This is a genomic window from Rathayibacter sp. AY1B8 (assembly GCF_002932775.1).
Lineage (GTDB): Bacteria > Actinomycetota > Actinomycetes > Actinomycetales > Microbacteriaceae > Rathayibacter.
Genome location: NZ_PSWJ01000014.1, coordinates 63,775 through 87,503 on the forward strand (window position 1 = coordinate 63,775; position 23,729 = coordinate 87,503).

Sequence of the window (23,729 nt, forward strand, 5' to 3'; positions counted from 1 at the left end):
CGTGGGTGGTGGCGGATGTCGGAGGTGGTGCCGGAGTCGTGGGGGAGGTGGTGGTCGTCGGTCGTGCGCGGATGCCCGGGGGCGCTCAGAAGCGCCCGCCGCCTCCACGGCGTCCGCCTCCGCCGCTGCTGCGCCCGCCGCCGAAGCCGCCGCCGCCGGAGCGCCGGGACGAGCCGCCGCCGCCGAAGCCGCCGCTGAACCCGCCTCCGCCGAAGCCGCCCGAGCGGTAGCCGCTGCGGCGTCCGCCTCCCAGGAGCGACTCGACCAGGATCCCGCCGAGGAACGCGCCGGTCGTGTCGCCTCCGTAGGGGCTGCCGACGGCGTTCGGGGCGGAGTAGGAGCCGGCGTCGGCCCGCGCCCGCTCGAGCGCCTGCTGGGCGAGCTGCGAAGCGCGCTGGGCGGAGGCGAGAGCCTCGCGGGGGTCGGTGGCGGCGATGCGCTCGGCGTATTCGGCCGAGCGGGCGGCCTCGGCGACGCGGGTGCGCGCTTCCGAGCCGACCGCGCCGCGGCGGGCCGCGATGAAGTCCTCGGCGGCCGAGACGCGGCTGCGGGCGGAGGTGAGCTCGGCGCCGAGGGCGGCCCGCTCGCGCTCGCGCTGGGCCTGCGCGTCGCGGAACCCGCCGACGGCGGCGTCGATCGTGGCGTCGGCGGCGGTGAGCGCCTCGAGCAGGGCGAGCGGGTCGTTCGGCCGCACGGAGGCGGCGCGCTCGACGTCGTCGAGGGCGGCCTCGGTCGAGGCGACCGCCGCGGCGACGTTCTGCGCCTGGGCGGCGGACTCCGCGTCCTGGGAGGCGGCGAGCGATCGTCCCTGCGCCACGTCGGCGCGGATCTCGGCGACGCGGCCGGCGAGCGACGCCTCCGCCTTCTGCAGCTCGTCGCCGCGCGTGGCCACCGCGTCGACGAGCCCGGAGGCCTGCTCGGCGGCCTGCTGCCCGGCGCGCAGCAGCACGGCGGCGCGGCCGGAGTCGCCGACCTGCAGCGCCTGCTGGGCGCCGGCGAGCTGGTCGCGGGTGAAGCGGAGGCGGTCCTCGGCCTGGTCGGCGTCGTCGCCCACGTCGTCGATCGCGGTCGGCGCGTAGCGGGAGGCGAGCTCGGCGAGGCGGGCGCGGGCCGACGGGAGGCGGTCGCCGACCTCGGCGGCGCGAGCCGAGAGCGCGGCGGCGACCTGCGGCGCGTTCTTCTCGAGGTCGCGCAGTTCCTCGAACGCACTCGCGCGCTCGTCGAGCGTCTGCTCGGCGTCGGCGCAGAGCTGGAGGATGCGCTGGTAGCCGTCGCGGCGCTCCTGATCGGTCTCCGGCTCGGCGTCGTCGAGGCGCTGCTGCAGGGTGAAGGCCTCGCCGAGCAGGCGCTTCGCGGTGACGAGCGCCTCGCGGAACGCGCCGGTCGCGTCGGCGCCGAACTGCGCCTCCGCGAAGCCGACCTCCTGCTCGCTGGTGCGGACGGCGTCGTCGGCGTGGACGAGGGCCGACCCGGCACGGGTGGCGAGCTCGTCGATCGAGGCCTCCACCGCCTCCTGGGCGCGGCGCTTCCGCGCGCGGCGGACGAGCAGCAGCACCACGAGGCCGACCACGACGAGGGCCGCGAGCACGCCGAGCGCGATCAGCAGCCCCGAGCCGAGGGACTCGCCGGCGCTGGGCGCGTCGAGGCGCTGCCCGATCCCGTCGGCGGCGGCCACCGCGGCTCCGGCCCAGTCGCCGTCGGCGAGCCTCGGCTCGATGTCGTCGGACTGGAGCGAGGAGACCTGCGCGTCGTCGAGGGCGAAGCCCTGCGCGACCGACACCTGGTACTGACGGGCGTCGACCGCGACGGCCAGGAGGACGTCGTCGGTGCCCAGTCCGTTGCGGGTCGCGGTCTCGTCCGCCCACGCGGCGCGGTCGGACGGATCCGTGAAGGAGTCGACGAAGGCGACGAACAGCTGCACGCGGTGCTGGTCGTAGAGGGCCCGCGAGGCCTGCTCGATCTCGGCCGTCTCTCCGGAGCTCAGCACCCCGACCGAGTCGAGGACGGTGGAGGAGGAGAAGGAGACGGGCGATTCGGCCGTCGCCGCGGTCGCGGGGACCAGCGCGAGGACCGCGGCGATCAGGAGGGCCGCGAGCGCCGGCAGCAGCCGGGAGCTCACGGGGTGGTGGGGTCTCGCCGGCATCGCGCACACTCCTTCGTCGTCGCCTCCCGAGTGTAGACAGCCCGGATGTCCGAGCAGGGGTCGGGAGGCGGCAGGCCGTCGACCGCGTGCCCGGGGCGCGGGGGATGGGAGAACGCTGGGAGGAGGAATGACCGTGCTCCGCTCGCGGTTGCCGACCGGAGTGCTCCGCAGGTGCACGTGCCTCCCCCCTCAGGGCAGCCCCTGAGACAGCTCCGTAGAAAGGCGATCCCGTGGATCCGTTCTCCCCCCTCACCGCCGGCGACCTCGACCTCCCCAACCGCATCGTCCTGGCACCGATGACGCGACTGCGCTCCGACGAGCAGGGCGTGCCCGGCGCGATCGTCGCCGAGTACTACGCCCAGCGCGCGAGCATGGGCCTGCTGATCAGCGAGGGCGTCTTCCCCAGCGCCGAGTCCAAGGGCTACGCCGGGCAGCCCGGCATCGAGACCGACGCGCAGGCCGCGGGCTGGCGCGCCGTCGCCGACGCCGTGCACGCCGCGGGTGGGCGCATCGTCATGCAGCTGATGAACGCGGGCCGCGTCTCACACACCGAGATCACCGGCACCGACCGCATCGTCGCCCCGAGCGCCGTCGCCATCGACGGAGAGGTGCACACCCCCTCCGGCAAGAAGCCCTTCCCGGTGCCGCACGCGCTGACCACCGAGGAGCTGGCGACCGTCCGCGACGAGTTCGTCGCCGCCGCCCGCCGCGCGATCGACGCCGGCTTCGACGGAGTCGAGGTGCACGGCGCCAACGGCTACCTGCTGCACGAGTTCCTCTCGCCCGTCTCCAACGTGCGCACCGACCAGTACGGCGGGACCCCGGCCGAGCGCGCCGCGTTCCCGCTCGAGGTCACCCGCGCGATCGTCGACGAGGTCGGAGCGGGCCGCGTCGGCATCCGCCTCTCGCCGGCCCACAACATCCAGGACGTCGTCGAGACCGACGGCGACGACGTGCGCGCCACCTACGAGGCCGTCGTCGACGGGCTCGCCCCGCTCGGCCTGGCCTACCTCAGCGTCCTGCACGCCGAGCCCGCCGGCGAGCTGGTCCAGGACCTCCGCTCGCGCTTCGACGGCGTCTTCATCGCCAACAGCGGCTTCGGCTCGCCGACCAGCCGCGAGGAGGCGACCGAGCTGATCAGCGAGGGCCACGCCGACGCCGTGGCCGTCGGCCGCCCGGCGATCGCCAACCCCGACCTGGTCGAGCGCTGGCAGGGCGGGCACCCCGAGAACGGGGTCGTCCAGGAGACGGTCTACGGCGGAGGAGCCGAGGGCTACACCGACTACGAGCCCCTCTCGGCGTAGTCGCGACTCACGCGGAAGGCCCGCTCCCTCGAGGGGGAGCGGGCCTTCCGCGTACCGGGGGGATCAGCTCTCGCTGCCCCGGCTCTTCAGCTCGGACTCGATGCGGGCGTCCTGCTCGGGCGAGAGCTCGTGGTCCTCGTCCTCCGGGCCGGCCGTCTCGCCGACGCGGCCCTCGCCGAGGGCGTGGATCGAGGTGATCTCGTCCTCGAGCGCGGCGTCGCGGTCGTGCTCGCTCACGAGCCGGTCTCGATCTCCCCGGCGGAGACGGCCTCGGCGTACTTGCGGAGGTCCGGGCCGGGCTCGAAGTCGATGAAGCGGTCCTTGAGGCGCGCGTTCAGCTCGGCGAACACGTCCTCCCAGGGCTCGCCCTTCTTGCTCGTCGCGAGGTCGAGCACCGCCTCGCGGAGGACCCTGTCCGAGTCCTCGAGGATCTTGTCGCGGGCTTCGTCGTTCCAGCGGATGTCCTGTGCGTCCATGCTCCGACCGTAGGCGCGGAGCGGCGGGGGCTCCTACGCCTCCCGCCCCCCCGCCGCTCCGCGCTCAGGAGAGCGCCGGCAGCACCTCGCGCTCGAACAGCTCGATGCCGGACCGGTCGTAGGCGGCGTCCGGGAAGTAGAGGATGCCGTAGTCCATCCCGCGCGACTGCATGCCGGCGAGCCGGTCGACGATCTGCGCGGGAGTGCCGACCGCGAGCGCGTCGGGGCTGCGGTACTCGGCGACGAAGGACGCCGCTCCCTCCGCGCCGAGGTACGGGACCACGCGCTCCTCGAGACGCTGCAGCGCCGCCTCGACCTCCGCCTCCGTCTCGCCGATCACGACGTTGTAGTTCGAGCTCCGGGTGATCGCCGAGAAGTCGGTGCCCAGGCGCTCGCAGTGCCCGCGGAGGACCGAGCTCTTGTGGTCGAACGCCTCCGGGGTCCCGGCGAAGTTCGTGTACTGCGCGTACTGGGCCGCGATCCGCAGCGTGACCTTCTCGCCGCCGCCGGCGACCCACAGCGGGATGCCGCCCTCCTGCAGGGGCAGCGGCCGGTTCTGCGCGCCGTCCACCTGGTAGTAGCGGCCGTCGAGGGTCGCGGACCCGGTCGTCCAGGCCTGCTGCAGGATCTGCACTCCCTCGTCGAGCCGGCCCAGCCGCTCGGCGATCGGCGGGAAGCCGTAGCCGTACGCGCGCCACTCGTGCTCGTACCAGCCGCCGCCGATGCCCATCTCGACCCGCCCGCCCGAGACGATGTCGACGGTCGTCGCGACCTTGGCGAGGTAGGCGGGGTTCCGGTAGCCCATGCAGGTGCACATCTGGCCCAGCCGCACGCGCGACGTGGTGGCGCCGAACGCGCTCATCAGCGACCACGCCTCGTGCGTCGCCTCCTCCGTCACCTGCGGGACGGTGTGGAAGTGGTCGTAGACCCAGATCGACTCCCAGGCGCCGTCGTCGGCGTGCCGGGCGAGGTCGCTCATGGTGCGCCACTGGTCGGCGGTCGGGACGCCGACGAGGTCGTGGCGCCAGCCCTGGGGGATGAAGAGTCCGAATCGCATGCCGCCGACCCTAGGGCGGCCCGGCCCCCGAGGTCGAGGGGGTCGCGGTGCTCGCGTACGCTTCCGACCGATGCTGACCTTCACAGAGGATCTCGGACTCCCCGTCCTCGCGCTGATGATCCTCGCCGCCTTCGCGGCCGGCTGGATCGACGCGGTCGTAGGCGGCGGCGGCCTCCTCCAGCTCCCGGCCCTGCTCCTCGTGCCGGGGATCTCGCCCGTGCAGGCGCTCGCCACGAACAAGCTGGCCTCGATCTTCGGCACGACCACCAGCGCGATCACCTACTACCGGCGCGCGAAGCCCGATCTGCGCACCGCGCTGCCGATGGCGGCGGTCGCCCTCGCGGGCAGCTACGGAGGCGCGACGCTCGCCGGCCTCCTCCCGGCCGCGGTGTTCAAGCCGATCATCGTCGTCGCGCTGATCGTGGTCGCCGTCGTGACGATCGCCCGCCCGGCACTGGGCAGCGTCACGGTGCTCAAGCACGCGGGCCGGCGCCACCTCGTCACGGCGGCCGTGCTGGGACTCCTGATCGGCTTCTACGACGGCCTGATCGGACCGGGCACCGGGACCTTCCTGATCATCGCCCTGATCACCGCGCTGGGCTACGACTTCCTGCTCGCCAGCGCCAAGGCGAAGATCGTCAACGTCGCGACCAACCTCGGCGCCCTGCTCTACTTCGTGCCGGGCGGGCACATGATCTGGCTGCTGGGCCTCCTGATGGGCGCCGCCAACGTGGCGGGCGCGTACCTCGGCTCGCGGATGGCCGTCGCTCGTGGCAGCCGCTTCATCCGGGTCGCGTTCCTCGTCGTGGTCGGCGCCCTCATCCTCAAGGTCGGCTCCGACGTCTGGACCGAGAACCTGGCGCCGCTGCTGCGCTAGCGCGGGCTCCGGGACCGAGCCGCGGAACGAGGACGGGACCCCCGCCGCAGCAAGGGGTCCCGTCCTCGTTCCGATCGCTCGGCGCTCCGCTCCGCCGACCTCAGCCGAAGGGGATCGAGCCGACCAGCACGCCGACGGCGAGCATGACCAGCGAGACGACGACCGCTCGCCACAGCACCTTGCGGTGGTGGTCGCCGAGGTTCACCGCGGCGAGGGAGACGAGCAGGAGGATCGCCGGGACCAGCGGGCTCTGGAGGTGCACCGGCTGCCCGGTGATGGAGGCGCGCGCCATCTCGACCGGCGAGATGCCGTAGTTCGCCGCGCTCTCGGAGAGCACGGGGAGGATGCCGTAGTAGAACGCGTCGTTCGACATGAAGAAGGTCATCGGGATGCTGAGCACGCCGGTGATCACGGCGAGGAACGGGCCGAGCGCCGGCGGGATCACCGCGACGACCCACTCCGCCATGGCGTCGACCATGCCGGTGCCGTTGAGGACGCCGATCAGCACGCCGGCCGCCAGCACCATCGACACGACGCCCACGATGCTCGGCGCGTGCTTGACGATCTCGGCCGCCTGGTCCTTCATCTTCGGGAAGTTGATCAGGAGGGCGACCGCGGAGCCGACCATGAACACGTAGGGCAGCGGCAGGATGTCGGCGACCAGCAGCGTCATCACCGCGAGGGTCAGGACCAGGTTCACCCAGATCAGCTTCGGGCGCAGCGTCTCGCGCTCGGGGTCGAGCATCGTGTCGGCCATCGCGGTGTCGGCGTCGTCGGCCTGCACGCGGGCGGCGACGGCCACCTGGGCTCCGCGCAGGGCCTGGGGGCCGCGGAGGAAGGAGAAGCGCTCCCGGGCGACGGTGCGGATGCCCCCGGTCAGGGCCGCGAGGCCGCCGGTGCGGGCGCCGCCCGAGCGGGAGGAGGAGCCGCGGCCGGCGCCGACGAGCTCCTGCTCGAGCATCGGCTCGGCCAGCGCGAGCGAGCCGAGGCGGCGGCGCTCGCCGAGCCCGAGGAACCAGGCGAAGACGAGCGTGACGGCCAGGCCCACCGCGAGCGAGGGGAGCATCGGCACGAAGATCTCGCTCGGCGAGACCTGGAGTGCCGCGGCGGCGCGCACCGTCGGTCCGCCCCAGGGGACGATGTTGAGCGTGCCGTTGGCCAGGCCCGCGACGCAGGTCAGCACGACCGGGTTCATCCCCAGGCGCAGGTAGATCGGGAGCATCGCGGCGGTGGTGACGATGAAGGTGGTCGAGCCGTCGCCGTCGAGCGAGACCGCACCCGCGAGCAGCGCCGTGCCGAGCACGACCTTCGCCGGGTCGTCGCCGAGCGCGCGGACGATGAAGCGGATCAGCGGGTCGAAGAGCCCGACGTCGATCATGATCCCGAAGTACATGATCGCGAACATCAGCAGCGCGGCCGTGGGCGCGAGGCTGCCGATCGCCTCGAGGACCATGTCGCCGATGCCGAGGCCGGCGCCCGCGAAGAGGCCGAAGATCGTCGGCACGACGATCAGGGCGACCATCGGCGTCAGCCGCTTGGTCATGATCAGGGCCATGAAGGCCAGGATCATGGTGAAACCGAGTAATACCAACACAGCTGACTCCTTCGTCCAGTGCCTCCGCCCGCGCTCGGCGGGAGAGCCGGCCGGGAGATGGTGGAAACCCTAGGCAGCCCCGCGTCCGGCGCCGGGGTATCGCTCATTACGGCGACATCTGCGCATAGTGTGGCTTCTGCGCATTCTGCGCACGACGACGGCGAGGAGGCCCCGATGCGCTTCGCGACCCACGTCCTGGTCCTGCAGCTCGCCACGGTGTCGGCCGCCGTGCTGGTCTGCGCGGGGCTCGTCACCGCGCTCAGCGTCCAGCAGCTGCGCGGCGAGGCGGAGGGCACGGCGCTCGCCATCGCCCGCACCGTCGCCGAGGACCCCGACGTGCGCGACGCGGTCGCCGCGTCCTCCGCCGTGCCCGGCGCGCCCGCCGCCTCGGAGCTGCGCGGCGGACCGCTCGAGGACGTCGCCGCCGCCGTCGAGCAGCGCACCGGCGCGCTCTTCGTCGTGATCACCGACGACCAGGGCATCCGCCTCGCCCACCCCGACGAGGACCGCCTCGGCGAGCGGGTCTCGACCAGCCCCGACGAGGCGCTCGCCGGGCGCGAGAGCGTCTCGTGGGGCACCGGCACGCTCGGCGAGTCGGCACGGGCCAAGGTCCCGGTCTTCGCCGCGGGGGAGCAGCGGGTCGTCGGCGAGGTCAGCATCGGCTTCGCGCGCTCCAGCGTCTTCACCGACCTGCCGACCGCGCTGCTCGGCGTCCTCGCCGCGGCGCTCGCCGGGCTGGTGCTCGCCGCCGTCGCCTCCGTCTTCATCCGCCGCCGCCTGCTGCGCCTGACGCTCGGCCTCGCCCCGGAGGAGCTCACCTCGCTCGTGCAGGACCAGGCCGCCGTGCTCGACGGAGTCGACGAGGGCGTGCTCGCGCTCGACCGCGACGGGCGCGTCGGCGTCTGCAATGCGCGGGCCGCCGCGATCCTCGGCTCCGACGACCCGACCGGGCGGGCGCTGCACGGGCGGCCGCTCGCGGAGCTCGACCTGCCCGTTCCGCTGGCCGACGCGATCGGGGCCGCGCTGCACTCCGTCGAACCGCCCCGTCCCGGAGGCGAGGAGGGCTTCGTCGTCCGCTCCCGCATCGTCTACGTCGACATCCGCCGGGTGACCCGCGGCGACCGCGACCTGGGCGTGGTGGTGGTGCTGCGCGACCGCACCGACCTCGCCGCGCTGAGCCGGCGCCTCGACGCGGTCGGCGCGATGACCAACGCGCTCCGGGTGCAGCGGCACGAGTTCGCCAACCGCCTGCACGTGGTCGCCGGCCTGCTGGATGCGGGGCGGACCGCGTCGGCTCGCGACTACCTCGACGAGGTGCTGACCCGCGGCCCGCTCAAGTACCCGGTGCAGCACGCCGACCGGCTGCAGGAGCCGTACCTCCAGGCGCTCGTCGGCGCGAAGGGGATCGAGGCGGCCGAGCGCGGCGTGCTGCTGACGCTCGGTGAGGAGACGCTGGTGCGCGGCACCGTCGTCGAGCCGGAGGACGTCGCCACGGTGGTCGGGAACCTGGTCGACAACGCGGTGCGCGCGGCGGTCGAGGGGCGGCGCGACGTGCGCTTCGTCGAGGTCGAGCTGCTCGACGACGGCGACGCTCTCTTCGTGACGGTCGCCGACTCCGGCGACGGAGTGCTCGATCCGGACTCGCTGTTCGACCGGGCCGGCGCGGGCGACCCCGTCGAGGACGACGGCCGCGTGCACGGCCGGGGCTTCGGCCTGCCGCTGTGCCGTGAGGTGGCCGCCCGGCGCGGCGGCGAGGTCTGGCTGGCGGACCCCGGCGGAGCGGAGTCGGGGGCCGTGCTGTGCGCGCGCCTCCCCGGAGCGGTGCTGCCGCCGGAGCAGGACGGGGACGGGTCATGAGCGCGGACACGGCGCGGGAGCGCACGGTGCTGGTGGTGGACGACGACTTCCGGGTCGCGCAGCTGCACGCGGACCTGGTCGAGGCGCGGCAGGGGCTGACGGCCCTTCCTCCGGTGCACACGGCGCGCGCGGCGCGGGCGGCCGTCGCCGAGCACGCGCCCGATCTGCTGCTGCTCGACGTGCACCTGCCGGATCAGAGCGGGATCGCGCTGCTCCGCGAGCTCGACACCGACGCGTTCGTCGTGAGCGCCGCCTCCGACGGGGCGACGGTGCGGCGCGCCCTGCACGCGGGAGCGCTCGGGTACCTCATCAAGCCGTTCGAGGCGCGCCTGCTCGGCGAGCGCCTCGACGCGTACGTGCGGTTCCGGAACGTGCTGCGGGAGGACCGCGCGGCCGATCAGGAGGCGGTGGAGCGGGCGCTGCGCATCCTGCACTCGGGCGACGCGACCGCCGCGCAGCCCTCGCGCTCGGCGACCGAGCAGCTCGTCCTGGCGCGCCTGGCCGAGTCGGGCGCCGAGCTGTCGGCTCTCGAGGTGGCCGAGCGCGCCGGCATCTCGCGCGCCACCGCCCAGCGCTACCTCTCGGGTCTCGCGGGCCGCGGCCTCGTCGAGATGACCCTCAGCTACGGCACCACCGGCCGCCCGGAGCACCGCTACCGCGCCCGCTGACCCTCCGCGAGCGGAGTCCGCGCTCGAGCCGGCGGGGCGTTCTCGGCGGTCAAGACCCGCTCTCGGGGACCTGAGCGCCTAGGGGAGCTGACTGCGGAGCACCGGCGTGCGGTGCTCGGTCGAGCCGAACGGGGGATCCGCGTGTCAGCGGATCCTCCTAGGCGGTCGGGACCCGCTCTCGGGAACCCGACCGCCCGTGGGAGCCGACTGCGGTGCGCCGCCCTGCGGCGCACGAGACGGCCCGTCGAACGAGCGATCCGCGTGTCAGCGGATCGTTCTAGGCGGTCGGGACCCGCTCTCGGGAAACCGACCGCCTAGGAGAGCCGACTGCGGTGCGCCGCCTCGCGGCGCACGAGACGACTCAGTGCGTCGCGTCGACGTCCGCGCCCGCGGCCTCGGCCACGCGGCGGCGCTCGGCGGCCTCGGCGGCCATGCGGCGGCCCTTGGGGCTGACGAGGGAGGCGATCACCGTGATCACGAGGACGCCGATGATGACCGAGAGCGACAGTCCGGTGCCGATCTCGAAGACCTCCACGTGCTCGCCGTTGTTGATGAACGGCAGGTTGTTCTCGTGGAGCGCGTGCAGGATCAGCTTCACGCCGATGAAGGCGAGGATCGCGGCGAGGCCGATGCTGAGGTAGACGAGGCGGTCGAGCAGGCCGTCGATGAGGAAGTACAGCTGGCGCAGGCCCAGCAGCGAGAACGCGGTCGCCGTGAAGACGAGGTACACGTCGCTGGTGAGGCCGAAGATCGCCGGCACGCTGTCGAGGGCGAACAGGATGTCCGTTCCGCCGATCGCCGCCATGACGAGGATCATCGGCGTGAGGACCTTCTTGCCGTCGATGTGCGTGTAGAACTTGTCGCCGTCGTACTGGTCGCTCGTCTTGAAGATCCGCTTGGCCAGGCGCACCATCACGTTGTCGCTGGAGTGGTCGTCGCCCGGCTTGACCAGGTTGAACGCGGTCAGCAGCAGGATCAGGCCGAAGATGTAGAAGACCCAGGCGAACGAGTTGATCAGTGCGGCGCCGAGGAAGATGAAGCCGGTGCGGGCGATCAGCGCGAAGACGATGCCGAAGAGGAGCACCTTCTGCTGGTCGGCGCGGGGCACCTTGAAGCTCGCCATGATGATGAGGAAGACGAACAGGTTGTCGACCGAGAGGGCCTTCTCGGTGATGTACCCCGCGAAGTACTCCGATCCGGGCGTCGCTCCGCCGAAGACGAGGACGCCGAGCCCGAAGAGCACGGCGATGCCGACGTAGAGCGCCGACCAGATAGACGACTCCTTCAGCGTGGGCTCGTGGGCCTTCCGGACGTGGAAGAAGAAGTCGAAGAGCAGGAGCAGGACGATGAAGACGATCGTCAGGGTCCAGATCAGGGGCGATACGGTCATGAAGGGGCTGGCCTCGCTCGTGAAGGGGGGTCGGGGGACGGTCGCGGGGGTCGCTCGTCAAGGGAAAAGGTAGCGAGGCACCGTAGCGAGCAGGGTGCCCGCCGATGGATCGTGAGTATCTTCTCAGTTCTCCGCGCGTCCCTCGCGCCCAGCGGCCGGAGCGCCACACTGGTCACCATGACCGGCGCCGCTGTCGACAGGACCTTCCAGGACGCCTCCGGCGTCGTCATCCACTACCGCTGGTGGCCGCACCCCTCGCCCCGCGCGATCGTGCAGCTGGCCCACGGGGTCGGCGAGCACTCGGGGCGTTACGTCGAGCTGGCGGAGGCGCTGGTCGCCGCCGGGTACGCGGTCGCGGCGGACGACCACCGCGGGCACGGCCGGACCGGCCTCGAGCAGCACGGCGGCGACTCCTCCCGGCTCGGACTGCTGGGGCCGGGCGGCCTGCGCGCGACCGAGGCGGCGCTCCTCCGGCTGACGGAGCTGCTCGCGGAGGAGAGCCCGGGAGTGCCGATCGTGCTGCTCGGCCACTCCTGGGGGTCGCTCATGGCGCAGCGGATCGTCGACCACCACTCCGGCGCCTACGCCGCGCTCGTGCTGAGCGGCACGGCCTACCGCCTCCCCGGGCACATGAACGCGGGCGACCTGGCGAAGCGGCACCGCGTCGCCGGCGGCCTCGGCCTCGAGTGGCTCTCCCGCGACCCGGAGGTCTGGCAGCGGTTCCACGACGACCCCCTCACCTTCACCACGCCGCTCGCGAAGCGGATCGGGCTGGTCGAGACCCTGCGGCTGGTCGGCCGCCCGAAGCGCGGGCCCGCGCATCCGCTGCCCCTGCTGCTGGTCGTGGGCGCCGACGACACCCTCGGCGGTGAGCGGTCGGTGCGCGCGCTCGCCCAGGCCTACCGGCGGCGGGCCGGGTACACGGACGTCTCGGTGCGGGTGTACCCGGAGGCGCGGCACGAGCTGTTCCAGGAGCTCAACCGGGCCGAGGTCACCGCCGATCTCGTGGAGTGGCTGGGCGAGCGCTTCCCCGCCCCGGCTCGCGCCTAGGCTGGCGTCATGCATGGCGAGTACAAGGTCCCCGGCGGAAAGCTCGTGGTCGTCGACCTCGACGTGGTCGACGGGAGGTTCGCCGGGTTCCGCCTGGCGGGCGACTTCTTCCTCGAGCCCGACACGGCCCTCGACGACATCGACCGCGCGGTCGTGGGCCTCCCGGCCGAGACGGACGCGAAGTCCATCGCCGCCGCCATCCGGCAGGCGCTCCCGGCCGATGCGGTCCTGCTCGGCTTCACGCCCGAGGCCGTCGCGGTCGCGATCCGCCGCTCGCTGCAGAAGGCGACCAGCTGGCGCGACTACGACTGGCGCATCGTGCACGACCGGGCGGTCCCTCCCGCGACCCACCTGGCGCTCGACGAGGTGCTGACCGCCGCGGTCGGCGAGGGCCGCCGGGAGCCGACGCTGCGGATCTGGGAGTGGGACCAGCCCGCCGTCGTCATCGGCAGCTTCCAGTCGCTCCGCAACGAGGTCGACCTCGACAACGCGGCGAAGTACGGCGTCGACGTGGTCCGCCGCATCTCGGGCGGCGGCGCGATGTTCATGGAGGCGGGCAGCGTCGTCACGTACTCGCTCTACGTCCCCGGCGACCTCGTCCAGGGGCTGACCTTCGCCGACTCCTACGCCTTCCTCGACGAGTGGGCTGTCAGCGCGCTGCAGTCGCTCGGGATCGACGCGGTCTACCAGCCGCTCAACGACATCACCTCGCCCTCGGGCAAGATCGGCGGCGCCGCGCAGAAGCGCCTGGGCTCCGGCGCGGTCCTCCACCACGTGACCATGAGCTACGACATCGACGCCGAGAAGATGGTGCAGGTGCTGCGGATCGGCCGCGAGAAGCTCTCGGACAAGGGCATCGCCTCCGCCGTGAAGCGCGTCGACCCGCTGCGCAGCCAGACCGGGCTCAGCCGCGCCGAGATCATCGAGCGGATGAAGGCGACCTTCGTGCAGCTGCACGGCGGCGAGGCGGGGACGCTGACCGAGGAGGAGTACGCGGCGGCGGAGGAGCTGGTGCGGACGAAGTACTCGACTCCGGAGTGGCTGCGGCGCGTCCCCTGACCCGCGGGTCCGAGGCGGCGGTCGCCGGCGCGTGGCCCCGGAGTGGAACGCGGCGGACCGGACCGGCGGGAGCCCCTCAGCTCGCGAGGAGCTCCTGGTAGTCCGGGTGATCGGCGATGAACTCGGCGACGAACGGGCAGGCCGGGACGATGCGCCCGCCGAAGCGCTCGTGCGCGTCGTCGAGGGCCGCCTCGACGAGGGTCTCGCCGAGGCCCTCGTGGCGGTGCTCGGGCGCGATCTCGGTGTGGAGGAAGACCACGTCGCGGCCGCGGACGGCGTAGTCCGCGACTCCGACGGTCTCGCCGTCGAGCCAGAGCGTGTAGCGGGACGAGTCCTCGTCGTGGCGCACCTCGGAGATCATCGCGCCACTCTACGCCGGAGCCTCCCCGGCACCCGTCGAGCCCGGGCGCGAGGCGCGGAGCGTGTCGCCGGGCTCGCGCGCACTGGCACAATTGCCGGGTGCCCAGGACGATCCAGATCGCGGACGGCGTCCCGGAGTCGCGGAGCGCGGTGTTCCACGCCGACAACCTCGAGGTCCTGCCGCAGCTGGCCGACGGGGCCTTCACCGTCGTCTACCTCGACCCGCCGTTCAACACGGGCCGGGCGCAGGTGCGCACCTCGACCACCTCGGTGCGCTCCACCACAGGCACGATCGCCGGCTTCAAGGGGCGCAGCTACGAGCGGATCCGCGGCGACCTGCTCCGCTACGACGACCGCTTCGACGACTACTGGTCGTTCCTCGAGCCGCGTCTGGCCGAGGCGTGGCGGCTCCTCGCCGACGACGGCACCCTCTACCTCCACCTCGACTACCGCGAGGCGCACTACGCGAAGGTGCTGCTCGACGCGCTCTTCGGCCGCGAGTGCTTCCTCAACGAGATCATCTGGGCCTACGACTACGGAGCGAAGGCCACGCGCCGCTGGCCGACCAAGCACGACACGATCCTCGTCTACGTGAAGGACCCGCGCGGCTACCACTTCGACTCCGCCGCCGTGGACCGCGAGCCGTACATGGCCCCGGGCCTGGTGACCCCCGAGAAGGCCGAGCGCGGCAAGCGGCCGACCGACGTGTGGTGGCACACGATCGTCTCGCCGACAGGCCGCGAGAAGACCGGGTACCCGACGCAGAAGCCGGAGGGGATCCTCCGCCGCATCGTGCAGGCGTCCAGCCGCGAGGGCGACGCCGTCCTCGACTTCTTCGCCGGTTCCGGCACGACCGGCGCCGTCGCGCACGCTCTCGGCCGCCGCTTCGTCCTCGTCGACGAGCACGCCGACGCGGTCGCCGTCATGCGCCGACGCTTCGCCGCCCTCGACCCGGCGCCGCTCTTCCTCTGACGCGGGCGCTCGCGACTCCTCAGACGTCGCAGTCCTCGCTCGCCACCCCCGCGACTCCTGCGCACCGGCCGGCTCCCACTGTCCAGGAGTCGTCGCAGTCGAGTTCGGTCGCTCCCACTGTCCAGAAGGTGTCGCACTCGACATCGATCGCTCCGACTGTCCAGGAGTTGTCGCACTCGACGCCGACTGCGACAACTCCTGGACAGTCGTGGTGGGAGGCACGCCTCCCCAGATACGGGATCAGGGGTTCGTCCACAGAATGCGGATCGCGGGAGTCGGACGAGGATCACGGACCGCCAGAATCGCGGCATGTCCAGCACCGACCTCGGAGCCTTCACCCGGCGAGCGGCACTCCGCGCAGGGGTGACGGACGCCCGACTGCGCACTCCCGCCCTGGCCAGCCCCTTCCACGGAGTGCGCACCCGGGTGGCGCCCGTGACGCACCTGGAACGAGCCGCCGCCTACCTGCCGCGGCTGCGGCCCTGGCAGCTCTTCTCCCACCTGACCGCGGCCGAAGCCTGGGGAGTGCCGCTCCCGGCGCGACCTGGCGAGGACGATCCGATCCACGTGGCGGCGACGACGCCGCACCGGCCCCCCAGGACCCGGGGTGTGATCGGCCACACCCTCACGGAGACGGACAGGGTCGAGCGGCACGGCCTGCCGGTGACGGGAGCGGTGTCGACGTGGATCGCGCTCGCGCCACTGCTGTCCGCCCGCGATCTCCTCGCGGCGACGGACCACCTCCTGTTCGAGCCGCGCTACCCGCGCCGGGACGATCCGCGTCCCCATGTCCGGCTTCACGAGCTGCAGGACCGCCTGGCCTCCCATCGGGGCCGGGGCCGACGCGGCCTGGCTGAGGCTCTGCGGCTGGCATCGACCGGAGCCGCCTCGCGGAGGGAGACCTGGCTCCGCGCTCTCGTCGAGGAGGCGGGACTGCCCGCGCCCGACGTGAACGCCGAGATCAGGATCGGCGGCCGACTGCTCGCGGTCGGCGATCTGGTCTTCGAACGGTGGAAGGTGGTGGCGGAGTACGACGGCGGCCAGCACCGGACGGACGACGCGCAGTTCTCACGCGATCGTGAACGGCTCCTGGCCCTGCACCTCGCGGGCTGGATCGTCGTGGTCGTCCGCGCGGAGGGTCTGATTCGGGGCAGGGCGCGCACGATCGCCGAGCTCCGTGCCGCTCTCGTGGCCCACGGCTGGCGACCGTGACGCACCCCGTCGACGGATCGACCCGCTCGTCCATCCCCGCCCCGCCGCCCGCGTCCGCCCCACCGTCCGGATCCGCCCGCCGGTCCGCATCCGATCGAGCACGCAGAGCCCTCCGACTACGCAGAAGTAGTCGCACTCGGCGTCGACTGCGACGACTCCTGGACAGTCGCGGGCCGGCGTCAGCTGCTGGCGCGGACGACCAGCGACGTCGGCATCAGCGTGCGGTGCTCCACGGGGAGCCCCTCGATGCGGGCGGTCAGCAGCTCCACCATGCGGGCGCCGAGCTCGTCGGGGAGCTGGCGAACGGTGGTCAGCGCGGGGACGGCGTTCCGCGCGAAGAGATCGTCGTCGAAGCCCACGACGGACACGTCCTCGGGGATCCGGCGGCCGGCCTCGCGGAGGGCGGCGTAGGCGCCGACCGCCATCTGGTCGTTCGCGGCGAAGACGCCGTCCAGGTCGGGGTCGCGGGCGAGGAGGCGGCGCATCGCCTCGGTGCCGCTGGCCGGCGAGAAGTCTCCCCACTCGACGAGGTCGTCGGCGAGGCCGGCGTCGGTGAGTGCTCCGCGCCAGCCGATCAGGCGGTCGACGCCCGGCGGCATGTCGGCGGGGCCCGCGATGGTGGCGATCCGGCGCCGGCCGCGCTCGATCAGGTGCGCGGTGGCGACGGCCGCCCCCTCCGTGTTGTCCACGTCGACGAAGTAGGAGCCGCGCTCGTCCGGCGAGAGCGGCCGGCCGCCGAAGACGATCGGCAGCGTGCCCGAGAGCGCCGCGTAGGAGTGGTCGCCGGAGTGGTGCGAGACCACGAGCGCGCCGTCGACATTGCCGCCGAGCAGGTACCGCCGCGTCTTCTCGCCGTCCGTCTCGGACGCGATCAGCATCGAGAGCGTGTAGTCCGTGTCGGCCAGGCGCATCGCGGCGCCCTGCACGATCGAGGCGAAGAACGGGTCCGCGAAGACGCGCGCGGTCGACTCCGGCACGATCAGCGCGATCGACTGCGTGCGCCGCGAGGCGAGCATCCGCGCCGCGTGATTGGGCACGTAGTCGAGCTCGCCGATCGCCTTCTCGACGGCGGCCACGATCTCGGCCGCCACCTGCGGGGCGCCGTTGACCACCCGCGAGACCGTCGCGCGCGAGACTCCGGCCCGCGCCGCGACCATCTCGAGGGTGGGGGAGCGGCCCCCGCCGCGGACGCCCGTCGGCTCGCTCACGGGTCAGTCCAGGATCGCCGCGGCGCTGCCGCCGAGCAGTCGGGAGTAGACCAGGCCCGAGTCCTTCACGATCCGCTCCTGCGTGCCGTAGTCGACGCGCACGACGCCGAAGCGCTTCTCGTAGCCCCAAGCCCACTCGTAGTTGTCGAGGAGGGACCACACGAAGTAGCCGCGGACGTCGGCGCCCTGGTCGATCGCGTCGGCGACCTTCTCGACGTGGTCGAGCACGTACTGCGTGCGGTCCGCGTCGTGCACGCGGCCGTCCTCGACGACGTCGTCGTAGGCGGCGCCGTTCTCGGTCACGTAGAGCGGAGGGAGGTTCTCGTACTCCAGGCCCAGGCGGGTCAGCAGGTAGCGCAGCCCGTCGGGGTTCACCTCCCAGTCCATCGCGGTGCGCGGCAGCCCGCGCGACGGGAAGGTGATGAACTCGGAGCCGACCCAGGGGGAGCCGACCTCGCGGTCGGTCGCCTGGGCGAAGTCGTCGGCTCCGGCCGGCAGCGGATGCGCAGAGACGTTGTCGTCGTGGTAGTGGTTCACGCCGAGGAAGTCGAGCGGGAGCGAGATGAGATCGAGGTCGCCGTCGACGATCAGCTCGTCGAGCCCGAGCCCGGCGACGTCCTCGAGCAGGTCCTCGGGGTACTCGCCGCGCAGCAGCGGGTCGAGGAAGATCCGGTTCTGGAGGGCGTCGAAGCGGCGTGCGGCGTCGAGGTCGGCCTCGTCCTCGGGGTCGTCGGGGACGGCGTTCGAGAGGTTGAGCGTGATGCCCAGGTTCTGCGCTCCGAGCTGCCGGAGCGTCGAGACGGCCAGCCCGTGGGCGAGGTGCGTGTGGTGCACGGCGGCGAGGGCCTTCTGCTGCGAGATCACGCCGGGGGCGTGCACGCCCGCCCCGTAGGAGAGCAGGGTCGAGCAGAACGGCTCGTTGAACGTCGTCCAGTGCTGCACCCGGTCGCCGAGGCTCTCGTAGACGGCCTCGGCGTAGTCCCGGAAGCGCTCGGCGGTGTCGCGGTTCGCCCAGCCGCCGGTCTCCTCGACGGCCTGCGGGAGGTCCCAGTGGTAGAGGGTCAGCCACGGCAGCACGCCGGCGCCGAGCAGCTCGTCGACCAGGCGGGAGTAGAAGTCGAGGCCCTCGGGGTTCACGGCGCGGTCGCCCGGCTTCACGCGCGCCCAGCTGACCGAGAAGCGGTAGGAGCCGAGCCCCAGCTCCTTCATCAGCCGCACGTCCGCGGGCATCCGGTGGTAGTGGTCCACCGCGACCTCGGGGGTGTCGCCCTTCGCGACCGCTCCGGGGACGCGGGAGAACGCGTCCCAGATGCTGTCCTCCTTGCCGCCCTCGTGGCCGGCGCCCTCGATCTGGGCGGCGGCGGTCGCGGATCCCCAGAGGAAGCCGGCGGGCCAGTCGCGGACGGCGAGCCGGTCGACGCGGGCGATCTGCTCCGAGAGGCTCGGGGTCGCGGGGGAGGGGGTGGGGGCGGCGCTCATTGCGGACTCCTTCGGCAGCGGTCCGACCATCCTAGAGCCCCGGTGGAGCGCTCTCTCGCCCCGGAACGCGGGACACCGCGCCCCGGACGACCGCGAGGCGCCGCCTCCCCGGCCGGACACCGCGGTGAGGGCGGTGTCCGGGCGGCGGAGGCGGCGCCTCGGAGGAGAGGAGCGGAGCGCAGGACGCGGGCCGGTCGGCGCTTCCCGATCAGGCCCGGTGGGCGCCGTGCCCGTCGCGGGGAGGAGCGGTGCGGATCGAGTCCGTCCGGACGTCCGGCTCGATGCTGCCCGCGGCCAGGTCGGCCCCGGCGCGCGCGGCCAGCTGCGGGTCCGTGCGGCGCAGCTCCTCCGCGCTGTCCTCGGCCGCGAGGTCGTGGGCCTCCTGCATGGCCGACTTCGCCCGCAGCGGCGGGGTCCTGAGGAACCACGAGAGCACGAAGGCCAGCAGGACCACGCCCAGCGCGACCTGGAACACGGTCACGGTCGCGTCGTTGAACCCGGTCAGGAACGGGGCCGACAGGGCGCGGTCCGCGGTGTTCAGGAACGACGTGTCCCCGTCGAGCGCGGAGCCGATCGCGGCGGTGTCCTGCGACTGCAGCAGCTTCAAAATCCCGGCGTTGGCCGGGTCCGCGGCGACGGCCGGATCGGTGACGGCCCGCTGCAGATCCGCCGTGAGCGCCGGGTTCTTGAAGGCCGCGGCGATGGTGTCGGGGATCCGGCTGAACAGCACCGAGAAGATCACGGCGGTGCCCAGGGTGCCGCCGATCTGGCGGAAGAACGTGGAGGCGCTGGTCGCGACTCCCATGTTCGCCACGTCGACCGAGTTCTGCGAGGCCAGGGTGAGGGTCTGCATCATCTGCCCGAGCCCGAGGCCCAGCATCAGCATCCCGCCCATCATGAAGATCACCGGCTTGTCGATCGTCACGAAGGTGAAGTAGAAGAACGCGGCCGACATCAGGAACGTGCCGACGATCGGGAAGGCGCGGTAGCGGCCCGTGCGCGAGATGATCTGACCCGAGACGATCGAGGCGATCATCAGGCCGAGGATCATCGGCAGCATCAGGAAGCCGGACTCGGTCGGCGTGGCGCCGTTCACCAGCTGCAGGTACAGCGGGATCGCCATCATGCCGCCGAACATGCCGAAGCCGACGAGGACGCCCAGCACGGTCGCCATCGAGAAGGTCGGCGAGCGGAAGAGCTTGAGGGGGATGAGCGCGTCGTCGCCCATCATCCGCTCGGCCGCGATGAAGCCGATGACGCCCAGCGCGCCGACGATGTAGCAGACCCACGCGATCGGCGAGCCCCAGCCCCACTCGCGGCCCTGCTCGGCGATCAGCAGCAGCGGTCCCGCGGCGATGACGACGAGGGAGGCGCCCCACCAGTCGATCCGCACCGAGCGCTTGCCGGCGGGCTTGGGCAGGTGGAGGAACCGCACGACGATGAAGAGCGCGACGGCGCCGATCGGGAGGTTGATCAGGAAGACCCAGCGCCAGCCGGTGATGAAGAGGATCTCGGGGGTGCCGGCGAGCAGGCCGCCGATGAGCGGTCCGACGACGCTGGAGATCCCGAAGACGGCCAGGAAGTAGCCCTGGTACTTGGCGCGCTCGCGCGGGGGCAGGATGTCGCCCATCACCGTGAGCGCGAGCGACATGAGCCCGCCGGCGCCGAGGCCCTGCACGGCGCGGAAGCCCGCGAGGCCGAGCATCGAAGTCGAGAAGCCGGCGAGCGTCGAGCCGATCAGGAACAGCACGATCGCGATCAGGTAGAGCGGGCGGCGTCCGAAGATGTCGGAGAGCTTGCCGTAGATCGGCGTCGCGATCGTCGAGACGATCAGGTAGGCGGTGGTCACCCACGCCTGCTGCGAGAGGCCGTCGAGGTCGTCCGCGATGGTGCGCATCGAGGTGCCGACGATGGTCTGGTCGAGCGAGGAGAGGAACATCCCCGCCATCAGGCCGAAGATGACGAACAGGATCTGCCGGTGCGACATCACGGCGCCGGACGGCGTCGAGGTCGGAGCGGATGGAGCGGAGGCGGAGTCGGCCACGGTGGTCCCCTTGTCTGGCGGACGCGTCCAGGCACGGCGATCCGCCGCAAACGTTGCGTGCTGCGCAAAGTTACACCGCGTGCGGAGAGCGCGACAGAGCGTCCGGCGAGCCTGAACGGGATCTCAGGGCCGCCGTGCCGGGGCCGTGCATCAGGCCGGAGCGGGGACCGCCTCGTCCGCCCAGCCGGCCTCGCGGAGCGCTGCGCGGGCCTCGGCTCGGGCCGAGTACGGCGTGCGCACGCCGAGGATGTCGCGGTAGTTCTGGTGCCCGGGGCCGGCCCAGAGGATGGCGTCGCCCTCGTGCGCCAGGGACACGGCGACGCGGATGGCGCGCTTGGGGTCGTCGACCTCGTGGATCTCGGCGTCCGGACGTGCGGCGCGGGCGGCCTCGACGAGGGTGCGCCGGATCGAGGCCGGGTCCTCGAAGCGCGGGTGGTGGTCGGTCACGACCAGCACGTCGCTGCCCAGGACGGCGGCTTCGGCCATGGCCGGGCGCTTGAGCGCGTCCCGGTCGCCGTCGGCGCCGAACACCATGACCACGCGGCCGGGAGTGACCTCGCGGACGGCCTCCAGGGTGCGGGCGAAGGCGTCGGCGCTGTGTCCGAAGTCGACGTACACCGTGGGGCCGCGGTCGCCGGAGACGCGCTCGGTGCGGCCGGGGAGGGAGGCGTCCACTCCGCCGTCGCGGTGCAGCGCGGCGCGGATCTCGCCGATCGGCCGACCGGACTCGATCAGCATCACGATCGCCAGTCCGGCGTTGGCGGCCATGTGGGTGCCGATGATCGGGACGGAGGTCGTGATGGCACGGCCCTCGCGGTTGCCGATCCGGAAGCGGGTGCGGCCGAACTCCTGCTCGAGCACCGTCATGGTCCAGTCGGCGTCGACGCCCGGGAGGGAGGTGATCGTGGTGACCGGCACGCCGGCGACCTCGACGAGGCGCGCGCCCGCGGGGGAGTCGAGCGAGACGACGGCCCGGCGCGCGCGATCGGGCTGGAACAGCTGGGCCTTCTCGCCGAAGTAGGTGTCCATGTCGCCGTAGTCGTCGAGGTGGTCGTGGCTGAGGTTCGTGAAGCCGGCGACGTCGAAGACCACGCCGTCGACGCGGTGGCGGGTGAGCGCCTGGGCGCTGACCTCGATCGCGGCCGCGCCGACGCCCTCCTCCTCCATGCGGGCGACGAGCGCGTGCAGCTCCGTCGCCTCCGGGGTGGTCAGGCCGCTGGTCACCGAGGTGTCGCCGATGTGGCGCTCCGCGGTCGAGCTGAGGCCGGGCACGACGCCGAGCTGGCGGAGGATCCCCTCGAGCATGTGGACGGTCGACGTCTTGCCGTTGGTGCCGGTCACGCCGAGCAGCACGGGGGAGCGCTCGGCCGTCCCGTAGACGGCGGCGGCGACGGCGCCCAGGCGGGAGCGGGGGTCGTCGACCACGAGGACGGGCAGACCGGTCGCGCGCGCGGCGTCGGCGCCCGCGGCGTCGGTCAGCACGGCGGAGGCGCCGCGGGCCACGGCCTGCTCGACGAACTCGGCCCCGTGGCGGTTGACCCCGGGCAGGGCGACGAAGAGGTCGCCGGGCTCGACGTCGGAGGCGATCAGCGTCACTCCGCTGATCTCGGCCGTCAGGCCGCCCTCGTCGCCGATCTCGAGCGTCCGAGCGAGGGCGGCGAGAGGGACGGAGGGTGCGGTGAGGGGTCGGAGCATGGGGTCCTTCCATCGACGGCTCCGTGGGGGGCCGTGCAGCCGAGGGGGCGGTCGCACGCGGAGTCGTGGCTGTCACTCAAGCTAGGGGGTCTGCTTATGTGAATCCTTAGAGGATATGCGCGACCCGCGTGGAGGGGCACGGGTGGACAGAACCGATCGCCGGTGCTTCAGCAGATGCGCAGGAACGGGTCTGTCTAGGCTCGGAGGATGACGTCGAACGAGAACGAGCCGACCGATGGGCGCCCCGTCGGCCGCCGAGCCCTGGTCATCGGGGGTGTGGCCGCCGCGGCGGGCCTGACCGCGCTGGGGGTCGGAGCCGCCATCGGGAACGGAGCGCCGGCGCCCTCGCCGACCCCCTCGACGGCGCCGCCCGCTCCGTCGCCCTCCGCGGCCGCGACCACCTCGACGCCCACGGCGGTGCCGACCGCCACTCCCACTCCCACTCCCACCGCCTCCGGGATCGACCTCACCGCGCAGTCCGTCGACGACCCGGCGAGCACCTGGGTCGTCGTCAACAAGCTGCGGACGCTCGCGCCGGTCGACTACGTCCCCGCCGACCTGACCTTCCCCGACGTGCCCTACGTCAACCGGCAGCCGATGCGCCAGGCGACCGCGGACGCCCTCGTCCCGCTCTTCGCCGCCGCCCGCTCCGAGGCCGGCCTCTCGCTGGCGGTGCAGAGCGCCTACCGCTCCTACGACACCCAGGTCAGCGTCTACGCGGGCTGGGTGTCCTCGCGCGGGCAGGCGGGAGCGGATGCGACGAGTGCGCGCCCGGGGCACAGCGAGCACCAGACCGGCTGGGCGGTCGACGTGGTGGGAGCGTCGGGCGCGTGCGCGCTCGAGATCTGCTGGGGCGACACTCCGGAGGGGCAGTGGGTCGGCGCCAACGCCCATCGCTTCGGCTTCCTCGTGCGCTACAAGCCCGACACCACTCCGATCACGGGGTACGAGTCGGAGCCGTACCACCTGCGGTACGTCGGGACCCAGCTCTCCCGGTACCTGCACGACTCCGGCATCGAGACGCTCGAGCGCGTCTTCGGCCTTCCGGATGCGCCCGATTACGCGCCGGGGACCACTTCCTAGGCGGTCTAGCGATCACAGACGGACCCGATCGGGCGTGACACGCGCCGCTCGTTACCGTACTGTTATTCGGAGCGCTTTCGGAGGCCCGTCTTACCGGTCTCCCACCCCCGCCTGGTGACATAGCCGCTTCCCCTGCTCCCGAGCCCGGTCCCCCGCCGAGCCGCCGACCCGTGAGACCTCTCTGTGCCCCCTCGCTCCACT

General features: G+C 72.8%; 20 protein-coding genes. 9 read left to right on the top strand and 11 right to left on the bottom strand.

The features are described 5' to 3' along the window. Window positions 1-85: 85 nt before the first annotated feature. Window positions 86-2,143 carry a TPM domain-containing protein gene (locus tag C5C63_RS10030; protein ID WP_104325981.1) on the bottom strand — a complete coding sequence of 686 codons (2,058 nt, stop codon included), beginning with the start codon at window positions 2,141-2,143 and terminating at the stop codon, window positions 86-88. Between the two features lie 230 nt (window positions 2,144-2,373). On the opposite strand from C5C63_RS10030, the gene C5C63_RS10035 reads away from it, so the two are divergent. Next, complete coding sequence (locus C5C63_RS10035; protein ID WP_104308423.1) at window positions 2,374-3,447, top strand: alkene reductase; 1,074 nt, start codon at window positions 2,374-2,376, stop codon at window positions 3,445-3,447. Window positions 3,448-3,510: 63 nt separating this feature from the next. Here C5C63_RS10035 and C5C63_RS17020 read toward each other — a convergent pair whose 3' ends face one another. From C5C63_RS17020 to C5C63_RS10045, 3 genes are all read right to left on the bottom strand, one after another. After that, window positions 3,511-3,684, bottom strand: coding sequence for a hypothetical protein (locus C5C63_RS17020; RefSeq protein WP_160035225.1), 174 nt, complete (start codon window positions 3,682-3,684; stop codon window positions 3,511-3,513). Then, window positions 3,681-3,923, bottom strand: coding sequence for a hypothetical protein (locus tag C5C63_RS10040; protein WP_068251275.1), 243 nt, complete (start codon window positions 3,921-3,923; stop codon window positions 3,681-3,683). The genes C5C63_RS17020 and C5C63_RS10040 overlap by 4 nt, the downstream gene beginning before the upstream one ends. Before the next feature lie 64 nt (window positions 3,924-3,987). Then, window positions 3,988-4,980, bottom strand: coding sequence for an LLM class F420-dependent oxidoreductase (locus C5C63_RS10045; RefSeq protein WP_104325982.1), 993 nt, complete (start codon window positions 4,978-4,980; stop codon window positions 3,988-3,990). Window positions 4,981-5,050: 70 nt separating this feature from the next. Between C5C63_RS10045 and C5C63_RS10050 the strand changes: the two genes are divergently transcribed. Then, window positions 5,051-5,857, top strand: coding sequence for a TSUP family transporter (locus C5C63_RS10050; protein WP_104325983.1), 807 nt, complete (start codon window positions 5,051-5,053; stop codon window positions 5,855-5,857). 100 nt (window positions 5,858-5,957) lie between these two features. On the opposite strand, the gene C5C63_RS10055 is transcribed toward C5C63_RS10050, so the two are convergent. Beyond that, on the bottom strand, window positions 5,958-7,427 hold the full coding sequence (locus C5C63_RS10055; protein ID WP_104233156.1) for a CitMHS family transporter: 1,470 nt from the start codon (window positions 7,425-7,427) through the stop codon (window positions 5,958-5,960). Between the two features lie 198 nt (window positions 7,428-7,625). On the opposite strand from C5C63_RS10055, the gene C5C63_RS10060 reads away from it, so the two are divergent. Continuing rightward, window positions 7,626-9,308 carry a sensor histidine kinase gene (locus tag C5C63_RS10060; RefSeq protein WP_104267124.1) on the top strand — a complete coding sequence of 561 codons (1,683 nt, stop codon included), beginning with the start codon at window positions 7,626-7,628 and terminating at the stop codon, window positions 9,306-9,308. After that, the gene (locus tag C5C63_RS10065; protein ID WP_104223865.1) at window positions 9,305-9,976 is read left to right on the top strand and encodes a response regulator; all 672 of its coding nucleotides are present in this window, start codon (window positions 9,305-9,307) and stop codon (window positions 9,974-9,976) included. Before C5C63_RS10060 ends, C5C63_RS10065 begins: the two co-directional genes overlap by 4 nt. A 361-nt stretch (window positions 9,977-10,337) precedes the next feature. Here the strand turns inward: C5C63_RS10065 and C5C63_RS10070 are convergent, their stop codons facing one another. Continuing rightward, window positions 10,338-11,366 (bottom strand): TerC family protein, encoded by a 1,029-nt coding sequence (locus C5C63_RS10070; RefSeq protein ID WP_104223866.1) that lies wholly within the window; start codon window positions 11,364-11,366, stop codon window positions 10,338-10,340. A 177-nt stretch (window positions 11,367-11,543) separates the two neighbouring features. Between C5C63_RS10070 and C5C63_RS10075 the strand changes: the two genes are divergently transcribed. Both C5C63_RS10075 and C5C63_RS10080 read left to right on the top strand, forming a co-directional pair. Further along, complete coding sequence (locus C5C63_RS10075) at window positions 11,544-12,416, top strand: alpha/beta fold hydrolase (protein WP_104325984.1); 873 nt, start codon at window positions 11,544-11,546, stop codon at window positions 12,414-12,416. Between the two features lie 9 nt (window positions 12,417-12,425). Beyond that, window positions 12,426-13,475, top strand: coding sequence for a biotin/lipoate A/B protein ligase family protein (locus C5C63_RS10080; RefSeq protein ID WP_104225162.1), 1,050 nt, complete (start codon window positions 12,426-12,428; stop codon window positions 13,473-13,475). A gap of 76 nt (window positions 13,476-13,551) precedes the next feature. Here C5C63_RS10080 and C5C63_RS10085 read toward each other — a convergent pair whose 3' ends face one another. After that, entirely contained in the window at window positions 13,552-13,836 is a 285-nt protein-coding gene (locus C5C63_RS10085) for a GNAT family N-acetyltransferase (protein ID WP_104238619.1), read from the bottom strand. Between the two features lie 98 nt (window positions 13,837-13,934). Here C5C63_RS10085 and C5C63_RS10090 point away from each other — a divergent pair, with 98 nt between their 5' ends. Together C5C63_RS10090 and C5C63_RS10095 are read left to right on the top strand one after the other, a co-directional pair. Further along, window positions 13,935-14,807: a site-specific DNA-methyltransferase gene (locus C5C63_RS10090; protein WP_104225160.1), complete on the top strand. Its 873-nt coding sequence runs from the start codon at window positions 13,935-13,937 to the stop codon at window positions 14,805-14,807. 309 nt (window positions 14,808-15,116) lie between these two features. Next, on the top strand, window positions 15,117-16,019 hold the full coding sequence (locus C5C63_RS10095; RefSeq protein WP_104267120.1) for a hypothetical protein: 903 nt from the start codon (window positions 15,117-15,119) through the stop codon (window positions 16,017-16,019). Between the two features lie 179 nt (window positions 16,020-16,198). Here C5C63_RS10095 and C5C63_RS10100 read toward each other — a convergent pair whose 3' ends face one another. From C5C63_RS10100 to C5C63_RS10115, 4 genes are all read right to left on the bottom strand, one after another. Continuing rightward, on the bottom strand, window positions 16,199-17,176 hold the full coding sequence (locus C5C63_RS10100; protein WP_104225165.1) for a LacI family DNA-binding transcriptional regulator: 978 nt from the start codon (window positions 17,174-17,176) through the stop codon (window positions 16,199-16,201). Between the two features lie 54 nt (window positions 17,177-17,230). Further along, on the bottom strand, window positions 17,231-18,706 hold the full coding sequence (locus tag C5C63_RS10105) for a GH1 family beta-glucosidase (protein WP_104325985.1): 1,476 nt from the start codon (window positions 18,704-18,706) through the stop codon (window positions 17,231-17,233). 208 nt (window positions 18,707-18,914) lie between these two features. Continuing rightward, window positions 18,915-20,693 (bottom strand): MDR family MFS transporter, encoded by a 1,779-nt coding sequence (locus tag C5C63_RS10110; RefSeq protein ID WP_104325988.1) that lies wholly within the window; start codon window positions 20,691-20,693, stop codon window positions 18,915-18,917. A 207-nt stretch (window positions 20,694-20,900) separates the two neighbouring features. After that, the gene (locus C5C63_RS10115) at window positions 20,901-22,445 is read right to left on the bottom strand and encodes a Mur ligase family protein (protein WP_104292504.1); all 1,545 of its coding nucleotides are present in this window, start codon (window positions 22,443-22,445) and stop codon (window positions 20,901-20,903) included. 207 nt (window positions 22,446-22,652) lie between these two features. Here C5C63_RS10115 and C5C63_RS10120 point away from each other — a divergent pair, with 207 nt between their 5' ends. Continuing rightward, window positions 22,653-23,528 carry a D-alanyl-D-alanine carboxypeptidase family protein gene (locus C5C63_RS10120; RefSeq protein WP_104325986.1) on the top strand — a complete coding sequence of 292 codons (876 nt, stop codon included), beginning with the start codon at window positions 22,653-22,655 and terminating at the stop codon, window positions 23,526-23,528. The last annotated feature ends 201 nt before the right edge of the window (window positions 23,529-23,729 follow it).